Source organism: uncultured Bacteroides sp. (assembly GCF_958445495.1).
In the GTDB taxonomy this organism is placed as follows: domain Bacteria; phylum Bacteroidota; class Bacteroidia; order Bacteroidales; family Bacteroidaceae; genus Bacteroides.
This window is the reverse complement of record NZ_CAUCSQ010000025.1, coordinates 27615-50658: the sequence shown is the minus strand read 5'-3', so window position 1 is coordinate 50658 and position 23044 is coordinate 27615. Positions and strand designations below refer to the sequence as shown.

Below are 23044 nucleotides of genomic sequence, written 5' to 3'. Positions count from 1 at the left end.
ACCCTGTCCTTGTTAGCTGAAAATGGTTCTGAACTCCAAAAATGCGTCTCTCCAATTAAGCGCATGGAAGAAATCATTGTATTCCGTCATTGTAACCAAGACAAATAAAAATACAAAAGCATATCTTACATACCTTATTTTAATACTTGTAAATGACAGGGGAAATGCCACGATTGAAAAAATCGTAAAATACCAGGCCAAACGACCTACCATAGGAATAATCTCGTTAGTCAAGAAAATAAAAGAACCCAAGAGGTATAAAACCAGATATTTTATTTTCCTCTCGTCCTTGCAGGCTCCGAGATAGATAAGGTTTATTATGACAGGGAATAGATAAAGAGCCAGTCCCAAGAACGATTTGGCCGCACTTGTCTCATATTTGTCACCCAACAGATATTTTTCGTCATATTTCTCCAGAGAGTCAAATGAATTAAGAGTGGTTGACATTAAACTGAAAATAAAATCCTTGGCAGCGAAGAACAATAGAAACAACGCCAAAAAGCCACAAATCACCAACGGTTTCCTCTTGGTGAAGTCCAAGTATAAAAGAAGAATGAACGGAATACATACTATCGCCGAACTGTGGATACCTGCGGAAACCACCAACAACAATAAAGGCACAAACCGTTTCTTCTCCAATATATAAAGTACGGCAAAGATAATTAAAGCCATAGCCAAAGCCTGGCGCATCATCGAAAGCTGCATCGGAAAGAATGAATTCGTAAACAAATAGACAAACATTCCGAACACCCACAGACTTTTCGGGAGGCTTGTTTTTACCAGATGATAATAAGCCATGCTGTTTATCATTGTAAGAAAAACCACAAAAACCTGGAACCCCAACGGATGAAACAACCTGTTAAGCAAAAACCATACAGGGTCTTTGACGGTCCCATCCGCCAAATCGGAAAATTTAAACAGCATATTTCCGTCATATATAAATTTCTGTGCATAAGACACATAATCATTCCCATATTCAAATCTCACCCCCATTACCGCTGTCAAGATGACAAATCCTGCCAACATTCCATTTTTCAACAAAGCTTTTGATTCCAAATAAGTCAGGAATATCACTACAAGACTCACAAAAACTAAAACCGCCATATCCTCAGTTATCCGTTTAACCCCTTCATCAAATACTCTCTCCCAATCTCCCCGTTTTCAGCCAATACCCTATCCACTCTTTCCCAATCTATCCCGGCCGATTTTACAGCAGGCAAAGTTGCCGCCTCCCCTTTATAAACAATATTTCCTTCCATTCCTACCTTCCCGAGCAGTGTATAAAACCTATCGTTCATCCCCGTATTGCCTTCCATTTCAGTAACGACGGCAAACGGCGTATGCAGTTTCAAACACATTACCACACAATGGAATGAATCCGTTACCACGAATTCTGCGGAATCTATTTTACTCAACCAACCCTGCATCGTGTAATCCCCGTCTTCATTATTCCACAAAACCGTTTTACCGCATAATGCAGCCTCGACGACAGGTTTCCGTTCGTCGATATGGCGGATAAAGAAACCATAGACATAAGCAGAATCCATCTTCTTATCACACTCGGCTGCCAATTTCCGATAGAATGAAGCCTGCATCAACAATGTCGGGTCCGGCACAACAACAATATCCCCACGTCCCATAGATTTTGCAATATCCATGCCCGATGTTTCACGTACACTCATGCAGTCAAAACAACCGATATATTTTGAAGCAACCGCACGTTCCCGTTCCGGATAAGTCACACAGCCAAAACTCAGAGCATAGCCTATTTTCTTTCCCGCATAAGGAAAACCCATAAAATAAGACGGAGTTATTTTACCCCTTCCGTCTCCATTACAAAGAAAACCGGGATTCAGCAACTGGTCGCTGCCCGAAATAACCGCATCAAACCGAGATGCGATTGAAGCAATCTCGTTGCAGGTGCAGACCCTTCGGGTTCTCTTCAATTTTGCACATCGAAAAGATTCCATAGCTTTCTCTTTCTTTTTATCCCGCACATAATCGATAAACCTCATAAACTTTCTTTCCCGAAGAAAACGATACAAAGTGTCATCATACTGCCGAGGCTTATAATCTATAATCCCGACCGTGTGTCCTTGATGTTCCAGATAAACCTGTAAAGCGTATGCTTGAAGGACTGCCCCGTAATTAGTCGCCCAGTGAAAGGTCAGTATTCCTATTTTCATTTTCAATAAAAAGATTCCAACACCCGGAATGCACCCGGCATTCCCGGAAAATCATACGTCCCGGAACCGCTGTCCCGCCTGTTGCCGAGACAGCTACCGCATCCGCATATCAACATACATCCCGATTCCGTAAAGAGAATGACACTCCATCTTTATTATCTACCATGCCGGACATAACCTTTTAAGCACCTTTTTGATTAACCCTCTTACAGTCATCGGTTCACTGCAAAGCCTCCGTATCTTTTCCTCAAACGTTTGTCCGTCATTCTTAAAAAACAACTCTCGTCCAGACGGAACTGCCACAGAATTTACCAATGCCGAATTACGGACAATCAAATCAGCCCAAGAAGCGGTTTTCAGCCGCACATCCGTAGAACGAAGCATAATCCCGCCTTTTTCCGTATTCACCGTAATTGCGGAAACACCTTTGTCGTCGTCCAATTCAGGCATAGTAAAAGCGATTCCCCAATAGTCTCCCAAAGTGATGTCGCTGCCGCTGCTCAAATGTTTGGCAGGACAAGCATGGCAAGCGGGACGGAGGTACAAATCTTTCAAGAAACCGCGCAAGTACGGATTTTTATGTAACGATGCATACGAAGACAAAACCGGATTCTCCTCTCCTGCAACCGACGGTCGGGAGAACACGAGAGCAAAACCGATTTTTTTCCATCCGTTTCTTTTGTCTCTGAAAGAGATAGACCTGATATCCATCCCCTTACCATCCAGTCTTTCCTTTCCGGAAACGAGAGGAATGCAAGGGAGCAAAAACGGCTCTTTCCCGCTGCCCCGACAGGCGGCTTTATCTATTTCATCCCTCAGGAATGTCCGGAAAACACCCGGGCTCGGAACTCCGTGACAGATAAAATCCACTAACAACAGATTGTCATACTCCTTACGCAAATACCTACGTAATCCGGCTATCTGACAAGGAGTTCCCGAAAAGAGAACAGCTCTTCCCTCTTTCAGAAATGTTTCCACAACCTTATAATTATCTCCTATTCTGCTTTGAAGATATTTTGAACCGCGGAACATTTTTATCCCTTCTTTAGTCTCAACATAGTCGTGCACAACTTCCCATCGTTCATTAAAGCGTGCGCCGAAAACGACCCCTCTTTTTTCTATGACCTTTTCCGCTATTTGCGTAAACACACCGCCCGAAGAACTTTTCAAACGTATCTCCTCATCGGGATTCAAGGCTGCAAACACTTCAAGCGGCTCCTGCTTACGGCCTTTATCGATTACAGGACACACCTTCCCGCACAATCCGCAACCGACACACATATTTACATCCGCTTTCGGATAAAGAAACCCCTCGCTATCCTCCACCATTACAATGCAATGTTCGGGACACCGCTGCACACAGGCCGAACAGCCGCAGCATTTCGATTTATCCGTAACGGTAATCATCTTTTAATACGGGAAACCGGCAATTTTGATAATATGAACCGGCGTTCATTCGCCGTCAGTCCTACCACAAACGAAAAAACAAGAACAGTCAGAGCGGAAAGAGCCGCAACTCCGCACGCTCCTCCCCAATTATCGGGAAGAATCATCCTGAATATCACCGCCAAGCCTACGGACGGGACTGCAACATACAGACAAGGCATAACCGCTTCACGCATATATTCGCATACTGAAAGGCTTATCATACTGCTCACGATAAACAGGCGAACGGCAAAAGCGGCCAACGCCACACAAAGATGGATAATAAATACCATATAGGGTTCTCCGCCGAATTCGAGTGCGATGTAGGCAAGCGGCACGATTGACAGTAAAATACCCCCCACTACAGACTGGTAAAGCTTTACCCTGCCTGTAGCTGCGGATGCGGTCATAAACGGGTTTGACATCGCATCTACCATCGAAATACCCAACATGATGCAAACAAAAACATTCGTATATTCAGGAATCTCTTTCAGCCAAAGCCTAAGGATATAGTTTATCTCCATGATAATAGGCAGAATCAGGCAAAGCAGAAGCATAAACGTAAACTTGGCCGACCGGAACAAAAGCCTGTGCATATCGTCCAGTTCGCCAGCAACATACATCTTCATTATCTGAGGATTCAGCGCAGTCTGGAAATTCGTAGCAAACAGTTGCACTGCACCCTGCACCTGGACAGCCACACCGCGGGCAGCATTGACAGCCGGTCCGAAAAAAAGATTCAGAAGTACGTTCATGCCCTGTCCCGTTAAAGTCCCTGCGACTCCTCCCCACAAATTCCATCCTGTAAAGGACAACATTTCCCTCAACAAGTCCTTATCCAAAAACCAACGGAAAACAGATTCGGTGAAATGACGTCTGCAATACATACGATAAACCGAAATCACCAGTATCTTTACAACCATTAACAGAATGGCATACAACACGAGTTTATCGACCTTACCGATGCCAAGAACAAGTACGACTCCAAGATTGACAAAAACCTCGAAAATAGAGATATATGCAAAAGCAGACATTCTCTCATGAGCAATGATATCCGCATTGTACGGGAAACTCATTATCATCACCATCGAAGAAACAACGGAACACTGATACACCACCATTGCCGCCGCCATTCTTCCTTCGGGTATGACAAGCTTCTCCCATACGAACCATAATCCTATCGTTTCGGCAAGCACAAATACGAAAAGGGCAATCAAACCGTGTGTGATGACACAAGTTGAAAACACTTTTTTCAGTTCGTCCTCATCCCCTTTTCCCAGCGCTATCGTAATGAACCTCTGCGTACATCCACTCATCGCTCCATTTAGAAAAGCCAGCATTCCGATGAATCCTCCTACTACATTGTATATGCCGTAATCGTCAATGCCAAGGGTAGACAATACGATACGGCTGGTATATAATGACACTGCCATCAACAGTATCATTCTGAAATAAAGGAATATCGTATTCCTCGCTATGCGCGAGTTATTGCCGGACGGCAGGGACATGGGCTTCTTCTTGTTTCTTTTTAAGCAATATCACAGGATGCATGAGGCCTTACACCGCTACAGGCCTCCGGTATCGTTTTCAGGATTTTCTCCAGACCATCTTATCGATAACCCCGGTATAACTCTGAATAAGTTTCACGACCTTCGTAGAAACATTGTCATCCGCATAAGCGGGAACATCACAAGCATCATCGCCGTTACCGTACATTTCAACAGCCATATCAACCGCCTGGCACACAGCATCCGAAGTAATGGAGCCAATGATAAACACGCCCTTGTCCATCGCTTCCGGGCGTTCGGTAGAAGTACGGACGCTTACAGCCGGAAACCTGAAATAGGCAGCTTCTTCGGGCACTGTTCCCGAATCAGAAACCACACAGAAAGCGTTCTGCTGGAGACAGTTATAGTCAAAAAAACCGAGCGGTTGACTTTGAATAACACGGGAATCGAACCGGAAGCCACGCTTCTCAATCATATTTTTGCTGCGAGGATGGCAAGAATATAAGATTGTCATATCGTATGTCTCCGCCATAACGTTGACGGCATTCATCAAAGAGAAGAAGTTGGCTTCGATATCCATGTTTTCCTCACGGTGGGCGGACAGAAGAATATATTTCTTCGGTTGCAAACCCAAGCGGGCAAGCACATCGGAAGCATCAATCTCTTTCCGGCAGTTTTTCAGCACCTCCGCCATCGGCGAACCTACCACATAAGTATATTCAGGCTTCACTCCCGAATCGAGAATGTAACGGCGGGCATGCTCCGAATAGCACATATTCACATCAGATGTCACATCCACAATACGGCGGATCACCTCTTCGGGAAGATTCTCGTCTTTGCAACGGTTTCCCGCCTCCAAATGGAAAACAGGGATTTTAAGACGTTTGGCAGCGATGACGGAGAGGCAGGAGTTGGTATCTCCAAGCACGATAACAGCATCAGGGGCCACCTTCACCATGAGATTGTAGGCCTTTGAAATGACATTGCCCATAGTCTCGCCGATATTATCGCCCACAACGTCCAAATAATAGTCGGGTTCACGAAGGCCGAGGTCTTTAAAGAACACCTCATTGAGATTATAATCGTAGTTCTGGCCGGTATGTACAAGTATCTGTTCAAAATACCTGTCAGACTTTTTGATGATTGCCGACATCTTTATTATTTCAGGGCGCGTGCCCACAATAGTCATTAACTTCAACTTCTTCATTCTCGCGATTATTTAAAATAATGAGGATAAAACTCCTTATGCGCATTCACCCATTCCGCCATCTCCTTAACCTGCTGTTCATAAGGCGGGACAATAAAAGAGAAATCCGTACGGCGGCGCCTCAATGACTTGTCAAGTTGAAGTCTATCGCTCGGATTAATCATAATCTTGCCGTCGCGGAAATACTTATTGAAAAGAGTACAAAGGTCAAACTTGCTTATGCTCTCATTGTTGACAAGATTATACAGTCCCGTAAGATTCTCTTTGATAGCCTGTTCCATCGCTTTTGCAAGCGTCAGCGTCGTAACTCCCGTCCAAATCGCTCCGGTAAAACCGCTGATAGGACCTTCCTGTTTCATGAACCAATTGAAAAGCCCTGTGCCCTTTTCATCAGGGTCGGGCCCGACAATGGAATTTCGAAAAGTCAGGTTCCTGTCATCATTGATTTCACCAATCGCCTTAGAGCGGTCATAGAAAGTCTTCCCGTCAGGAAAAGAATCTTCATAGTAAGGACCGGTATTACCGGCAAACACGCAATCGGTACTCATGTGAATAAGTTTGACTTTACGGCCTTTCAACGTGTCTGCCATAAAATGCGGAAGATAACCATTGAGCATGATTGCTGCGGATTTATGGTCTTCCGCATTCTGATTGAGGACACCGACAGCGTTTATTACCACATCCAGGTCATCACAGAGAACCGCCGCCTTTATATCGTCCGGTTTCATGGCGTCACCGATGATATTCCTGCAATATGAAATCGGGCTGCGGGTGAAACCCGTCACATCATGCCCCTGCTCCTTAAAATAAAGCGATATGATATGTCCGGCCATCCCATTGGCCCCCAAAACGAGTATTTTCATCTGTACCTCAGAATTTACTGGACAAAATTACCTTCTCCCCTGAGTTCCCTCTGGATATATTCCAAAGCTGCAATCTTGGCTTTTGTCTCTTCCAAACTCAAACGCCGGGTATTATTCGAATTGAATTCGGTCAGCACGTCCCGTTTACTGTTTCCTTCCGTAAAATATTTGTCATAGTTAAGCGAACGGTTGTCAGCAGGCACCCGGTAGAAGTTGCCCATATCCTCCGCTTTGGCACATTCCTCATTGGTGAGGAGCGTCTCATACATCTTCTCGCCATGACGGATGCCAATGACTTTGATATTCTCCTTCTTTCCGCCGAAAAGTTCACAAACAGCTTCTGCCTGAGTCCGGATGGTACAAGCCGGGGCTTTCTGTACCAGAATATCACCGTTTTGCCCATGTTCGAAAGCGAAAACAACAAGGTCTACTGCCTCTTCAAGAGACATGATGAAACGTGTCATCTTCGGTTCGGTAAGGGTGATGGAACCACCGCTACGAATCTGTTCAATCCAAAGAGGAATAACAGAACCACGGCTGCACATCACGTTGCCATAACGTGTACAGCAAATCTTAGTCTTACCTGAATAGCGAGATTTCGCCACGGCAATCTTCTCTTCAATTGCCTTACTGATGCCCATTGCATTGACAGGATAGGCAGCCTTATCGGTGGAAAGGCAGATAACGGCATCCACACCTGCTTCGATAGCGGCAGTCAATACGTTGTCCGTGCCGATTACATTGGTTTTCACCGCTTCCATCGGGAAAAATTCACAACTCGGAACCTGCTTCAAAGCCGCGGCATGAAAGATATAGTCTACCCCCGGCATGGCATTGCGGCATGATTGAAGGTCGCGGACATCGCCAATAAAGAATTTGATTTTGCTTGCCACATCAGGATACCTGACCTGATATTCATGGCGCATATCATCCTGTTTTTTCTCATCCCGCGAGAAAATGCGGAGTTCACCGATATCGGTACGAAGAAAACGATTCAACACTACGTTACCGAAGGAACCCGTTCCACCGGTAATCATGAGGGTCTTACCCGCAAAAATGCTCATAGCTTTTTAATATATTCTTGTTATGTGACAGTTTCTTCCGGCAGTATCCAACCACAATACACACGGGAATCCGCCCCAACCTCATTTATTCGTTCCGTAATATCTCGCATACCACTCCGCAAAAAGACGGAGGCCCGTGCGAAGACTGGTCAACGGCTTAAACCCGAAGTCCTCTTCCAACGGAGCCGTATCGGCATAGGTGACAGGCACATCTCCCGGCTGCATCGGAACAAGTTCTTTGTGAGTCTCAAAATCATAATCCGGTGAAAGGACATTCGCCCGAATAAGTTCTTCCTGGAGAACGGTAACAAAATCGAGCAGGTTTTCGGGAGAATTATTGCCTATATTATAAATCTTATAGGGAGGGACCGGCAGCCCGTCTTTACCTCTCTGCTTTTCGGGAGCATGTTGCATGACACGGACTATGCCTTCCACGACATCATCCACATACGTGAAATCACGTTTACAATGCCCATAGTTGAAAATCCGGATTTTCTCACCCTTACGAAGCTTGTCGGTAAAACCGAAATATGCCATATCGGGACGGCCGGCAGGACCATAAACCGTGAAAAAACGGAGACCTGTGGAAGGAATGTCGTAAAGTTTGCTGTAGGCATGCGCCATCAGCTCGTTGCTCTTTTTGGTGGCTGCATAAAGCGAGACCGGATTATCCACCTTATCGTCTGTAGAATACGGCACTTTTTCATTGCTTCCGTAAACGGACGAAGAAGAAGCATAGACCAAATGCTCTACTCCATGATGACGGCATGCCTCAAGGATGTTATAGAAACCTATGAGATTGCTTTGAATATAGGCATCGGGGTTGGAGATGGAATAGCGCACTCCTGCCTGGGCTGCCAGGTTCACGACTACCGATATCTTATTCCCGGTAAAAATCTCCTCAATGACTTTTCTATCGGCAATGGAAGCATGGACAAAAGTCCAGTTACGGTCCAGGGCCTCTATTTCTTTCAGACGCTCATATTTAATATTTACGTCATAGTAATCCGTAATATTGTCGATTCCTATTATCCTGATGTTTCCCATATCACGGAAAAGACGCTTGACCAGGTTGCTGCCGATAAAACCGGCTGCGCCTGTAACGAGAACGGTCTTGCCTTCCAAATTTACGTTATAGTCCAGCATAATTAATCCCTTTGAAAAATATCACGAGTACAGATTTTCTCTTTCACATCGTCCGAACAGCTATCATAACGGTTGGCAACGATAGCATGGCCCATTCCTTTAAACTTTGCCAAATCATTCACCACCTGGCTGCCGAAAAAAGTTTCACCGTCCCGTATTGCCGGTTCATAAACCACCACAGTTGTCCCTTTCGCCTTTATACGTTTTAGGATACCCCGGTCGGCTATGAAATCCTTTCCGGTACGGTTACTCTCCACAATAGCCGTCATCATACTTTGAGGCACATCCTGATAATCAGCCAACAACTGCTTCGTATCTTTCGGAAGACAATAACCGCCACAACCCAAACCGGGATTGATGTCGGGACAAAAGGGCCGCCATGCTTAAACCCGCATAGCCGGTTCCGGCCACGGCAATTTTTAAATCTTCAAATTTCCGCATATCAGTCCTGATGCTTTTTCCTCTTCCCCATTTGTTCTCCATACCCGTAACCATAGCCGTAGCGTTTACCATAGCCATAATACTTGCCGTATTTGCCATAACCGTAATAATAGCCGTATTTCTTTTTATTCAAGTCCAGGCCGTTGATAGCAATGCAAAGATTAGGCAGCTTATTGTTTTCGGAAAGTTCATTAATCAAAGTGAACTCCGTCCTGCGAGTGTAATCGGCACGGCAAACATAAACGGACAAATCAGCAGTACGTCCTACAAGCAACGTATCGGTCACCATGCCTATAGGTGCAGTATCGAGGATTACATAATCAAAATTCTTCTTCAACATTTCAATAGCTTTCTCCAAACCGTCACGTGCCAGCAACTCCGTAGGATTAGGCGGAACAGTTCCGCCGGGAAGGATATACAGATTACGGTTTACATCGGAAGGCTGTACCAAATCCATCAGGTTCATTGCCGGATTAGTCAGGAACTGAGTGATACCGCGTTCTTTCTTGGAGATATTGAATACCTTATTCAATCCCGGCTTACGGATATCAAGGCCGACGATTACCACCTTCTTGCCGAGCAAAGAAAGACTGATAGCCAGATTGGATGAAACAAACGACTTGCCTTCACCGCTGACAGTGGAAGTCACCAGAATCACATTCTTTCCGTTTTCAAGCATAAACTGAAGATTGGTACGGATGTTTCGGAAAGTCTCGCTCATGAGGTTGTTCTTGTTCTCAAACACTGCGATAGACCCGTTTTTCTCATCTGCCAACGGAATATCGCCAACGACAGGAAGCGAAGTCATTTTTTCAACATCGGCACGGCCTTCAATCTTGAATCTGGTCAATCCGTCCAGATAGATAATACCTACCGGAAGCCCCATTCCCAATACCAAAGCAACCAGATAAACCAGGATTTTTTTAGGAAAAACAGGATTGTCATCGGCCAATGCCTCATCAATAATCTTGGCATTATTCGCTGTAGCCGCCAAAGTAATGGCATTCTCCTCACGTTTTTGAAGCAACATCAGATAAAGCCCCACCTTAATTTCCTGCTGCCGGGCGATACTGACAAACTGGCGTTCCTGGGTAGGCGCATCATTGATACGCCGCGAATAACGATTTGCCTCACGGGCCAAATCTTCTTTTGTAATCTGCAATCCTTTCAACGTAGCATCCAATGTAGCCTTCACGTTAGTCCTCATAGCCCGGATACTGGTATCCAAATTGACAATTGCCGGATTATTCTCCGTTGAAGTGCGCAACAGGCGCTTTCTTTCAACCAACATTTGATTATATCTGTCTATCGCACCCGCCGATGCCGCATCCTGTAATCCGATATTACTCGGAAGAACCTCGTATTCATTACCTTTCATATAACGCTGCAAGTCCGTCACCAGATTGATTTGGGTTTGATTCTCCACACGTTTCTTTTCATATTCCGCATTACCCGTCAATGCGATTTGAGCCTCACTGCTCAAATCCGTAATCCCCGCACTGCGTTTGAAATTCTCCAAATCCTCTTCCGTACTGCCGAGCTCCTTTGAGATAATGCCGATACGTTCATTGATAAATTCCGCCGTTTTCTGGGCCACTTCATTCTTATCGTTATTGGCATTGATGTTATACATTTCAAGCAGCTTATTGATAAAATCCTTACCACGCTGGATATTCGAATTCTTCAATGAGATGACTACCACAGAAGTCATCTTTGACGTGGGAGCTATCGACAAGGAATTAATATACCCTTTCGCCACGGAAAGAGGCCTGTTAATCAAAGCCGTAATATGCCGTTCTTTACCCATGTCCTCCGGACAGACAGACGCCGTTGTGTCGGCATTCGCAAAAAAGGCGACCGTTCCTTCATCAGTAGGGAATACCGCAGGCAATTTCTCAAACTTTTTCCGATACTCTTTTTCTCCCACGGTAATCTGCACCTCCATCGCACCCGTAGGCTGTAAACTCATGTTCACCTCCATAGTGTGCGGAAGCTCGTCCGCTTCTTGGGGAGTCAGACTTACCAGGACGGGAGAAGTACGGTATAACTCCCTGCTCGGAAATTCATCTTCATCCTTATAAGCCACAAACAACCCTAAATGATTGACAGCCTCTCTTGCCAATGATTTAGAACGCAAGACTTCCATCTCATTATCCACGTTATTTGAGGAAGAGACAAAACCGTCCAACCCCATTTTCTCCAATTCGGAAGACATGCTTGCGCCACCCCCCTTTTTCTCATCCTTTATCAGAACAGTAGCGGAAATATTGTAAACCGGTGTTGCCACACGCAGATATCCCCATGCCAAAGCGACGCAAATAATCACCGAAACGACAAACCACGGCCAATGAATCAGATGGCGGAAAAGGATTTCCTGAAAATTCGCACTCTCTTCGGACTGCTCTCCATGTCTTTCTTTTTTTTCCTCAATCATACGGTGCTGCTATTTGAAAATGGTTACTAATAAGCTTGCCAGCGACACTAAAATAGAAGTCGCAGAGAACCAAAGGCTCGTACTGTTACCGATATCCGAATTACGCGCTTTCGCCTTATTCGGAGTCACATAAACAATGTCATTCTGCTGTAACCAATAATAAGGGGAAAGGATTGTCTCCGCCTTATTCAAGTCCAGTGTCACAATCTCCTGTTTGCCGCCGGCATCTTCACGAATCAGTTTCACATTGTCACGGACTCCCCAAACAGTCATGTCGCCTGCCATCGCCAAAGCCTCCAGCAGATTCACTTTTTCATTGCTGATAGTGAATGTGCCGGGACGGGTAACTTCTCCCAATACGGAAATTTTGTAGTTCACCATACACACAGTGACTATCGGGGTTTCTTTGATATAAGGTTTCAGCTTGTCCACTATCAGTTGTTCAGCCTGCCTCTTCGTCAATCCTCCGACCTTCAATTTGCCCAAAACAGGAAAATTAACTTTTCCTTCATTATCCACCAGATAAGGTTGCAAAACCGGCTGGACAGTCAACTGCGTACGTCCGGCAGTCGCCACAGTGGCAGGACTGGCTACCGTCAGATTGAACGGAACCGCCAATTCCGGACTGGTACACGAAACCGCAATAGTGAGCAAGTCCTTCGGCATTATTCTGGCATCATACAGATTTTCCTGTTGAACCGCCTGTTCCACCGCTTCCCCGTTTTGCAAGTAAGGAACCTTTTTATACGACTGGCAGGAAGCGAACAGGAATACCGCCGCCAGGCAGGCAATCACATTTCGCCCCCAACTTTGTACACTCATATACATGTAAAATGATTTATCCATAAAATTACTCTATTTATTATTCTTCGTCCAGTACCTCAAACTTCGGAGAGTTCTTCGATTTAAACTCAGGCACAACTTTCTTCATCAACCGTACAGTATCCATCACCTTTACCGTACGCGATAACCTTTCAAACTCCGTATAAGTGCCAAGTATATCGGCATATTCATATCGGCGGACCTTGGCAATCATGATTTTCTCATTCTCCGTCGGAATCATATTCTCCTTATCACTCAACACCTCCTCATAAAGTTTTTCACCCGGACGCAGGCCCGTAAACTCAATCTTGATGTCTTCATCCGGACGATAACCCGCCAACTCTATCATACGGGCAGCCAAATCGGCAATCTTCACGGCTTTTCCCATCTCGAAAACAAAGATTTCATTCCCTTCTCCCATCGCGGCAGCTTCCATTACCAGACGGCAGGCTTCGGGAATAGTCATGAAGAAACGGATAATATCGGGATGAGTGACAGTGACGGGACCGCCATCCTCTATTTGTTCCTTGAAACGGGGAATAACCGAACCGTTACTGCCTAATACATTGCCAAAACGGGTAGTAATGAACTTGGTATGGCCTTTCACTTTTCCTTCACGGATGGCGCAACCCAAACTCTGTACATAGATTTCAGCCAAACGCTTGGAACATCCCATCACATTGGTCGGATTCACGGCTTTGTCGGTAGAAACCATAATCATCTTTTCCGCACCATATTCCACTGCCATATCGGCAACCTGGCAAGACCCCGTGACATTCACCAAAACCGCTTCGCAAGGATTCTCTTCCATCAGAGGCACATGCTTGTAAGCAGCAGCATGAAAAACGATTTGAGGATGATAAAACTCAAATACCATGCGCACACGTTCTTTTACCCGTACATCGCCAATGACAGGAATAAAATCAATGCCGGGATAGTTTTTCTCAAATTCCAAACGGACATTATGCAGCGGAGTCTCTGCCGAATCAAACATGATGAGTTTCCGGACTCCCAATTGCACCAATTGCCGGCAAAGCTCGCTGCCGATACTACCGGCCGCCCCGGTGACCAGCACAATCTTGCCATTGAATTCCTCAGCCACCTGGCTGAGATTGATGTCGATTTCCGCACGTCCCAACAAATCCTCTATCCTGATAGGGCGCACCCACTGATGAAAATTGCCGCCGACATCCGCCTCGCTAATGTTGGGCGCTATCAAGGTCTTGAGGGAATTCGCCTTACAATATTCCAACAGACGGTCCTCTTCCAAACGGGTATCTTCGTAACGGGCGAACAGGATGCCGCAAATGCCGCGCCGGCGCATGATATAGGCGATATCCTCTTTTTTCTCAAAATAATAAATAGGAAGGTCAGCCAACCGGCGGTTACGGTTATTCTTGCCGTAAACGTAAAAACCTACCACCTTATAATGGCTGCTGCGCAAACGGATTTTCAAAGCGACACTTTTTTCATCGATGCCATAAATCAAGATACGGGTGTTTTTCTTGTTCATCCAGTCGAGCAGAGTGTCGTAGGCAAGAATCAGCACCACACGGAAAACCGTCAATGCCACTAAAGTAAGCAGACCGTCAAACAAATAGCAGACAGTCCGGTGATTATCCTCCAATAGCGGACCGGAGACAACCATATAAGAAAAAAGCCACAGACAAAGCACCTTAAACAGGACAGCACAGATGATGCGCCAAAGCTCACGTGCCTGTGAGAAACGAATCGTATTGCGGTAAGTGCGGAACAGTAAGGCACCGCCCAGGCTGGCGGACAATGAACAGCAAACGAGCCGGAACAGGCTCCAGCCACCCATCGGCAAATCCGTCATATAATGAATGACAAGGTATGCCGACAAAGAACATGCAACAGAAATAAAAGTGTCAATACCCAACACTATCCAATAACTGAAATAATTCTTACGGGCATACAGGGCAATGCCCTTCAATGTCTTTTCCATTGCAGTATAAACAAGCTAAAATTAAAATCCGAAAATCAATCGGTCCGATTGATACTTGCCGGTAGCGGTTTAAACGTCCTCACTTTGAATTTCACCGGATGGAGCTATAATATCTCTATCAAATCCGGGCTGACTTCCACACCCACCCAAAAGAAATTAGGCAATTCGACAAGCAGGCGTTTCACCTTAGAACCGCGGGTAGTGAGCAAACGGCCTTCATAGCCCTCAAAAGGACCGCCGATGATACGAATCATGCGGCCGCACATAACATCGCTTACCTCTTCAGGCAAATAATATCTGGGATTTTCCGAACTTTTGACAGCGTGTATAAAACGCTCCATATCCCAATCGGCAACAATCATAGGCCGGCAATAACCGCCCCCCTTCAGATAACGGTATTGAAGGGTCGGAATTTTACGAACAAGCGGATGAATAACCTCCTGCGTGGCATGAACAAAAAGCAAATCCCGTATAAACGGCACTTTCTCCCGTACACGTTTGCCGTTTTTCAACGCCAGATGCCACCTCATAGGAGTAAACACTTCTATAGACTCATCACCGAGTTGTTTATAAGCAGGTAATTTGGCATTGGGGCGTTTAAGGTCACGCATCACATACCAACACTTCTTTTCCTCGATTTCTGCAGATGCCGTCATACAGTTCTGTATAAATCTTCTAATCCTGCTTGAATACAAAATTCATTATATATCAAGCAGTTACAACCCAAATCCGCAAAAGTTAGAGATTTCTCCCCATTATTATCGCATTCCTTCATCTCCACCATACAAGATACTTTCAACCCCCTATTTACAGTCTGATTCTGATATTTCTCTTCGTAAGAGAAGTGATAGTAAATTATGATTAGCCTAATTTATTGATAAACAAACAGGTTGTATTTTGCCTATAACCGGTTTCACTCAACTTGTGTTAAGCGAACTTTTTTCCAGGCAGAAACATGCTTTAAAAAAAATGTTGCTTTTATGCTTTTGTATTCAATAAATTACGTACTTTTGCAGCGTTAATACTTCTCTTACGAAGAGAGTTTTTCAGTCCCTACGCAAACTTCACGCTTCTTTATAATTTACTTTTCCTTTATAAAAGGGTCCGGCCGGAAATAGTACCCCGATGCTCAACTTTTTCAGAAACCGGACATCAATCAAAAGAATAAAGGGTTTCGGAACAAGGCAAAATAGAGCTAAGCGATATGGCCTCTTTTCCCTCAAAACAAGGAACAGCGCTTTATCAGAACACTTTCATTGAAAGCACATATTTGCAAATACTATCAGAAAAACTGCAAATTCATAGTGGGATTAGCCGGGAGGTGCAAGTCATAAACTGCAAAGCAATCGGCACTTGGCAGTCTATGAAATGAAAAGAGAAACCGATTAGAGGGATTTCAATATGATGCTGTTGGCTTTATCCACTATAGAAGTATCTAAAGAAGCGAGATAGATTCGGGTTGTCCCCTCAGAGTCATGCCCCATAGCCTTGCTAATGATAGAAATAGGAATATTTTTACTTTGGGCGATGCTGGCCCATCCATGCCTGGCAACATACGTCGTAAGCGGGATATTCAGTCCGAGCCTTTTCCCGATTCTTTTCAGGTGGCTATTCACCAGATGCGCGGCATTCTTGTACTGCCGCCTCTCGTCCTTTGCAGGGTCTTGTATGATAGGCAGTAAATAAGGCGTTCCCGCCGTGTCATACTTATCAACAATCTCCTGCATGGGCTTCTCCCATTTGATAAACAACTGTTGTCCCGTTTTCTGCCTGCGATAGGACAAGATGCCGTTCCGAAGGTCTTTCTTCTTCAAAAATGCCATGTCAATAAAAGACATTCCGCGGGTATAAAACGAAAACATAAAGAGATTCCTTGCCAAATCCATGGAAGGATTCGATGACAGGTCCAAATCACGTATCCGGCGGATTACCCTCAATGACACGGCGCGTTTCACAGTCTTATCTATCCCCGTATATACATGTTTGAACGGGTTACGCTGTATAACCATCTCCTTTTCCACCGCCCGATTGTAAATGGCACGTAAATTACGAATATAAAAAGAAGTGGTATTCGGACAGACACCGGTCGATTTCAGCCAGGTCTCATATTCCACCATAAAACCGGAATCCACCTCATTCAAAGAAATATCCTTACCATTCATAAATCTCATGAAACTGTTGAGTGTAGTCGTATAGGTCTCAGCAGTACGTGTTTTCCCAATCTGCCGCAACTGTCCAATCAAATTTCGGGTAAAGGATATAAATCCGGCACAATCTGCCTGGGTAGTATATAATTCCACCACTTTATCGGCAGTATAAAAAACGCACGTATGTTCCAGCCATGTAATGATACCCCTCAGACGGGACATGTCATTTGCCAGTGCTGTCTGCACCGAAAGAAGATAGAGCCGACGATTCTCCCCAATGCCGGGAGGCAGCACTATCTCCGAACGAAGATTATCCCATTCAGACTGGTACACTTTATAACTGGTACGAATCTGTCTTGCTACACGGTTATGAATCACTTGGTAGAAAAGCGTGCCTTCCTTCATTTCAACGGAAGAAGCACGGAATTTTAATTTTATTGTTGCCATTATTACTTCTATATATTAATAATTTATTGGAATGGATAACAGAATACACGACCCCCATAAATCCTGAATAGCCCGAATAAACAGTATCCATCCGAACCTATAACAGTCATTACCGTCATTCACTCTCCATCAACCCTTTACAGAGGAACATCTTCCCAACCAGCCTCCTCAGGCAATTAACCGACAACCTGTCTTTCTATTTTCACAGCTTTCAAACCAATAACAAATAATATATCTCCATGTAATACTTACGCATATAAGAGCCAAAAACAAAACACATCCGACTTCGTTTTTCTGTGTACAACAGTAAACGACGGGAAAAGTTTGCATGGATATTATTTCATATACAATTATTGCGAAAGAAAAATCACAACCGGAATCCGCAAACCCTTTTCATACCGTTTATTTTTATTCCAACTTCATCGAACTTCCCCATGCATTTTTTCAGCAGATATTTTAGCGGCCACGGAAATAAGTCCCCGGAAAAGCGCCGAAACAAAAAAAGAGGCAGTATCATGACAATACTACCTCCTCTTCATTCAAAAATCCGGCTAATCCCAACCGTGCCGTTACAGTTATTTTTGCCGGAATAAAAAAAGGAGGCAAGCTCTTCAAAATAAAGAATTGCCTCCTTTTGTTTCGGTCAGAGAAACGGGCCGGTCAAATAAGGCCTCCATCCTACAATCCGCAGGCTGCCGACAATCAGCGCCTATTGCAACTGCAATCAATTTATATGGAATCCTAATTCCGGACGTTCCTCCAAATAAGTTATCAAATCTTTTCCTACCGAAAGCCTGACCGGACGGGAAATCAAATCAACCGACATATGACTGCTATCCGCATCATCCGTCACCTTAAAATAAAGCTCCGTATTGCCGGGATGTTTCTTTGTCAATGTCGCCAATTCGGTAATCAGGGCCGTATTCAACACCGACAAAGGGATGATAATCGTAATCTTCCGTATCAACTCGTCCTTTACATCGGGAAGAAGTTCCATCGAAGTGATTTTGACCTCCAATTCGTCTTGCCTCCACTGTTTCGCCTGGCAGCGGGCTTTAATATACAAGAACATCCCTTCATTGAGATACCCCTGATAAGTCACCCAGTCATTCCCCCAGAACGGAATCTCGGCGGAACCGGAATAATCTTCAATCTTAGCGATGCCATACGGATTTCCATTCTTGCTGACTCCACGGCGAACACCCGTAACAATTCCCCCCATTGTAATTTCACGTCCGGCCAAAGCAGCCTTATCCTCCAGTTCCGACATGCGTGTATTACATACATGCTCCAGGACAATGGAAAATTCATCCAGCGGATGAGCGGAAAGATAGATACCTACCAAATCACGTTCCTTGTTCAAACGCTCAAGAGCATTCCAGCGTTCCACCCCCTGGGGTATCTCAGGAGTAGCGACATCAATTATATTCTCACCCCCGAACAACGAATTGACGGCAGCAGCCTTATCGACCTGATACCGGTTGCCATACTTCATTAACGTTTCCAAGAATACTTCCCCTTTGGAATTCACGGCAAAATACTGTTCCCGCTTCAATTCCGGGAAACTGTCGAATCCTCCCGCCAGCGCCAGACATTCCATATTCTTCTTATTGCAGGCATTCAGATTGACACGCTGCACAAAATCAAAGATTCCGCGGAAAGGACCGTTTTTCCTGCGTTCCTCCACAATACTCTGTACGGCAGCCTCGCCTACCCCTTTCACGGCTCCAAGCCCGAAACGGATATTCCCGTCATGGTTCACCGTAAACTTCAAGTTACTTTCATTGACATCCGGCCCCAACGTCAGAATCCCCATTGCCTTACACTCGTCCATCAACTTCGTGATATCCGTAATATTCGACAAGCTTCGGCTCATTACGGCTGCCATATACTCGGAAGGATAATTCGCCTTGAGATAAGCTGTCTGATAAGCCACCCACGAATAACAGGTAGCGTGTGACTTATTGAAAGCGTAAGAGGCGAATTTCTCCCAGTCCGTCCATATCTTTTCAAGGACTTTCGGGTCATGCCCGTTTTTCCGCCCGCCCTCAATGAATTTAGGTTTCATGTGGTCCAGCTTATCGCGCAGTTTTTTACCCATTGCCTTCCGGAGGGCGTCGGACTCGCCACGTGTAAAGTCCGCCAGCAAACGCGACAAAAGCATCACCTGCTCCTGATACACAGTAATGCCATACGTATCCTTCAAATACTTCTCCATTATCGGAATATCGTATTCAATCGGCTTACGTCCGTGCTTGCGGTCGATAAAATCAGGAATATAATCCATCGGTCCCGGACGGTAGAGGGCATTCATGGCAATCAAATCCTCAAAAGTAGAAGGCTGCAATTCGCGCAAGTACTTCTGCATACCGGCAGATTCAAACTGGAATGTCCCGACCGTGCGCCCGTCACTGTATAACTTATAAGTAGCCGGGTCGTTAATATCTATCTGGTCTACGTCTATCTCCACATTACGGCTCAAGCGGATATTCTCTACCGCCTCCTTAATAATGGAAAGAGTTTTCAGACCGAGAAAGTCCATCTTAATCAATCCCGTGTCCTCGATTACCGAACCTTCATACTGGGTCACCAGCATTTTTTCACCCGTTTCCTTATCATCGGCGGTACTTACGGGAACCCAGTCGGTAATATCGTCACGGCAAATAATCGTGCCACAGGCATGCACACCCGTACCGCGCACATTGCCTTCGAGCATTTTGGCATATTTAATCGTGTCGTGCAGCAAGGGGTCCGAAGAAGCTTCGGCAGCCTGTAACTCCGGCACATACGCAATGGCATTCGGCAAGTTCAATTTCTTGTCGGGAATCTTATCGGGAACCAGCTTGCACAGGCGGTCGGATTCGGACAACGGCAACTTCTGTACCCGTGCCACGTCCTTGATAGCCATCTTCGTCGCCATAGTGCCGTAAGTAATGATATGGGCCACCTTTTCCTGCCCGTACTTGTTCGTTACCCAACGGAGCACCTCGCCCCGGCCGTCGTCATCGAAGTCCACATCAATATCAGGCAATGAGATACGGTCCGGATTCAGGAAACGCTCGAACAGCAAATCATACTGAATCGGGTCAATCTTCGTAATCCCCAGACAATAAGCCACTGCCGAACCGGCAGCCGAACCGCGTCCCGGCCCCACCGATACCCCCAGTTCCTTACGCGCCGCATTGATAAAGTCCTGCACAATCAAAAAGTATCCGGGGAAACCCATCGTTTTCATGATGTACAGCTCAAAATTGAGACGTTCCTTCACCTCTTCGGAAAGCGGGTCGCCATAAATACTTTTCGCCCCGTCAAAAGCCAGCTTCGCAAGATAATCCCCTTCCAGCTTGATACGATAGAGTTTATCATAACCGCCCAGGCGTTTGATTTTCGCCTTCGCATCCTCTTCACTCAACACCACATTGCCGTGTTCATCCTGGGTAAACTCGTCAAACAAGTCTTTTTCCGTAAACTTCGCCCGATAAGCCTCCTCCGTTCCGAACTCCTCAGGAATGGCAAAAGTAGGCATGATAGGCGCATGGTCGATGGAATAATATTCCACCTTGTCAAGAATCTCCAGCGTATTGCTCAACGCCTCAGGCACATCGGCAAAAAGCTCGTTCATCTCCTCGCGCGTCTTCATCCATTCCTGTTTGGTATAAAGCATACGGGTAGGGTCTTCCAAATCCTTACCGGTACTCAGACAAATCAAACGGTCGTGCGCTTCCGCATTTTCCTCATCCACAAAATGGACGTCATTCGTGCAAATCAGCTTGATATCGAATTTCTTGGCATACTCTATCAGGTGCTTGTTCACATTCACCTGCAACGGATAACACTCGTGATTGGCACGGGGAACGGTCGCTTTATGACGTTGCAACTCCAGATAATAGTCATCGCCAAACAGATTCTTATACCATTGTATCGCCTCTTCAGCTTCCGCAAACTGTCCGGCAGTAATCCGTTTCGGGACCTCGCCGCCGAGACACGCCGAACAGATAATAAGCCCTTCGTGATATTTTTCCAGTTCGCTGCGGTCGGTACGCGGACGCATATAATAGCCCCGCGTCCACGCATGCGACACCAACTTAATCAGATTATGGTATCCTTTTTCATTTTTCGCCAGCACAATGAGGTGATATCCGCTCTGGTCCTGTTTTCCTTCTTTAAGGTCCATCGTACGACGGGCGACATACATTTCACAACCGATAATCGGTTTGAACAGCTTATTCTCAGCCTCTGCAATCTTAGCATTACAGGCAGCAATCTCCGCTTCCTTATCCCCGCACTCGACAGTGCCCGCCTCAATTCCCGCTATCCGCTTTTTCAGGTCTTTGATTTCCCCTCTCGGACCGCTGTTCTTCTTGTTGACGTAGTTCGTAAATTCCTTGATGCCGAACATATTTCCATGGTCGGTTATGGCAATACCTTTCATACCGTTCTGCATGGCCTTATCGACCAGACGAGCCACGCTGGCCTGGCCGTCCAAAAGAGAATACTGGGTATGAACGTGCAAATGAACGAAATCCTGCATAATGATAAGTCTTTATTTGATGGCATAAAATTACGACCTCTCACGCGATTAACAAAAATAATCTTCAAAAAGTTATCAACATTCGTATTTCTATGCTGATTTACTTGCTGATTTTTTAAATTAAGTATATTTTTGCAGGCAATATCATTAAACAGCATTCATGGGTCGACTAAAAAAATTAAAAAAGATACGTATTCACCGCGAAGGCACACATATACTATGGGGTAGCTTTTTGCTATTGCTATCGATTAACGCCGCTCTCTACTGGGGAATCGATTGCAAAATACCCTTTTATGTGGTAGCAGTAGCCAGTATCGCAGTTTATCTGCTAATGGTGAATTTCTTCCGTTGCCCGATTCGTCTTTTCGGAAAGGACACCGAGAAAATCGTAGTTGCTCCTGCTGACGGAAAAATCGTAGTCATCGAAGAAGTGGATGAAAACGAATATTTTCATGACCGACGGTTAATGATTTCAATTTTCATGAGTATCGTGAACGTGCATGCCAACTGGTATCCGGTAGACGGTACAATCAAGAAAGTTGCCCATCATAACGGTAATTTCATGAAAGCCTGGTTGCCGAAAGCCAGTACGGAAAACGAACGTTCCACAGTCGTAATCGAAACCCCGGAAGGAGTAGAGATATTGACCCGCCAGATTGCCGGGGCCGTAGCACGCCGTATCGTCACCTATGCGGAAGTGGGAGAAGAATGTTATATCGACGAACACATGGGATTCATCAAGTTCGGTTCCCGGGTGGACGTATATCTGCCCGTCGGCACGGAAGTCTGTGTCACTATGGGACAATTAACGACCGGTAACCAGACGGTTATCGCCAAACTTAAATAATTCGGTCGCA

At 45.4% G+C, this 23044-nt stretch carries 15 protein-coding genes and 1 pseudogene; 1 reads left to right on the top strand and 15 read right to left on the bottom strand.

The features are described from left to right. Positions 1-12: 12 nt before the first annotated feature. The 15 genes and pseudogenes from Q5076_RS10305 to dnaE all read right to left on the bottom strand — a co-directional run bounded on the left by Q5076_RS10305 (position 13) and on the right by dnaE (position 22187). Positions 13-1104 carry an EpsG family protein gene (locus Q5076_RS10305; protein WP_303012956.1) on the bottom strand — a complete coding sequence of 364 codons (1092 nt, stop codon included), beginning with the start codon at positions 1102-1104 and terminating at the stop codon, positions 13-15. Positions 1105-1112: 8 nt separating this feature from the next. Then, positions 1113-2186, bottom strand: a complete 1074-nt coding sequence (locus Q5076_RS10300; RefSeq protein WP_303012955.1) for a polysaccharide pyruvyl transferase family protein — start codon at positions 2184-2186, stop codon at positions 1113-1115. Between the two features lie 159 nt (positions 2187-2345). Beyond that, entirely contained in the window at positions 2346-3593 is a 1248-nt protein-coding gene (locus Q5076_RS10295) for a Coenzyme F420 hydrogenase/dehydrogenase, beta subunit C-terminal domain (RefSeq protein WP_303012954.1), read from the bottom strand. Then, positions 3590-5044 carry a lipopolysaccharide biosynthesis protein gene (locus Q5076_RS10290; RefSeq protein WP_368389381.1) on the bottom strand — a complete coding sequence of 485 codons (1455 nt, stop codon included), beginning with the start codon at positions 5042-5044 and terminating at the stop codon, positions 3590-3592. The genes Q5076_RS10295 and Q5076_RS10290 overlap by 4 nt, the downstream gene beginning before the upstream one ends. Positions 5045-5198: 154 nt before the next feature. Then, on the bottom strand, positions 5199-6326 hold the full coding sequence (wecB, locus tag Q5076_RS10285; protein ID WP_303012950.1) for a non-hydrolyzing UDP-N-acetylglucosamine 2-epimerase: 1128 nt from the start codon (positions 6324-6326) through the stop codon (positions 5199-5201). 8 nt (positions 6327-6334) lie between these two features. Beyond that, a complete protein-coding gene (locus Q5076_RS10280) occupies positions 6335-7189 on the bottom strand; it encodes a sugar nucleotide-binding protein (RefSeq protein ID WP_303012949.1) in 855 nt (284 codons plus the stop codon). Positions 7190-7203: 14 nt separating this feature from the next. Continuing rightward, complete coding sequence (locus tag Q5076_RS10275) at positions 7204-8253, bottom strand: polysaccharide biosynthesis protein (protein ID WP_303012948.1); 1050 nt, start codon at positions 8251-8253, stop codon at positions 7204-7206. Positions 8254-8334: 81 nt separating this feature from the next. Then, complete coding sequence (locus tag Q5076_RS10270; protein WP_303012946.1) at positions 8335-9399, bottom strand: NAD-dependent epimerase/dehydratase family protein; 1065 nt, start codon at positions 9397-9399, stop codon at positions 8335-8337. 2 nt (positions 9400-9401) lie between these two features. After that, a pseudogene (locus Q5076_RS10265) lies at positions 9402-9755 on the bottom strand (UDP-glucose 6-dehydrogenase); the annotation flags it as partial. Between the two features lie 86 nt (positions 9756-9841). Further along, positions 9842-12274, bottom strand: a complete 2433-nt coding sequence (locus tag Q5076_RS10260; RefSeq protein WP_303012945.1) for a polysaccharide biosynthesis tyrosine autokinase — start codon at positions 12272-12274, stop codon at positions 9842-9844. A 9-nt stretch (positions 12275-12283) separates the two neighbouring features. Beyond that, positions 12284-13120, bottom strand: coding sequence for a polysaccharide biosynthesis/export family protein (locus tag Q5076_RS10255; RefSeq protein WP_303012944.1), 837 nt, complete (start codon positions 13118-13120; stop codon positions 12284-12286). A 16-nt stretch (positions 13121-13136) separates the two neighbouring features. Continuing rightward, positions 13137-15062 carry a nucleoside-diphosphate sugar epimerase/dehydratase gene (locus tag Q5076_RS10250; protein WP_303012943.1) on the bottom strand — a complete coding sequence of 642 codons (1926 nt, stop codon included), beginning with the start codon at positions 15060-15062 and terminating at the stop codon, positions 13137-13139. A 104-nt stretch (positions 15063-15166) separates the two neighbouring features. Continuing rightward, entirely contained in the window at positions 15167-15718 is a 552-nt protein-coding gene (locus Q5076_RS10245; protein WP_303012941.1) for a UpxY family transcription antiterminator, read from the bottom strand. Positions 15719-16447: 729 nt separating this feature from the next. Further along, entirely contained in the window at positions 16448-17656 is a 1209-nt protein-coding gene (locus Q5076_RS10240) for a site-specific integrase (protein WP_303012939.1), read from the bottom strand. A gap of 724 nt (positions 17657-18380) precedes the next feature. Then, positions 18381-22187, bottom strand: coding sequence for a DNA polymerase III subunit alpha (gene dnaE / locus Q5076_RS10235; protein ID WP_303012938.1), 3807 nt, complete (start codon positions 22185-22187; stop codon positions 18381-18383). Positions 22188-22347: 160 nt separating this feature from the next. Here dnaE and Q5076_RS10230 point away from each other — a divergent pair, with 160 nt between their 5' ends. After that, the gene (locus tag Q5076_RS10230) at positions 22348-23034 is read left to right on the top strand and encodes a phosphatidylserine decarboxylase family protein (protein WP_303012936.1); all 687 of its coding nucleotides are present in this window, start codon (positions 22348-22350) and stop codon (positions 23032-23034) included. Positions 23035-23044 lie beyond the last annotated feature (10 nt).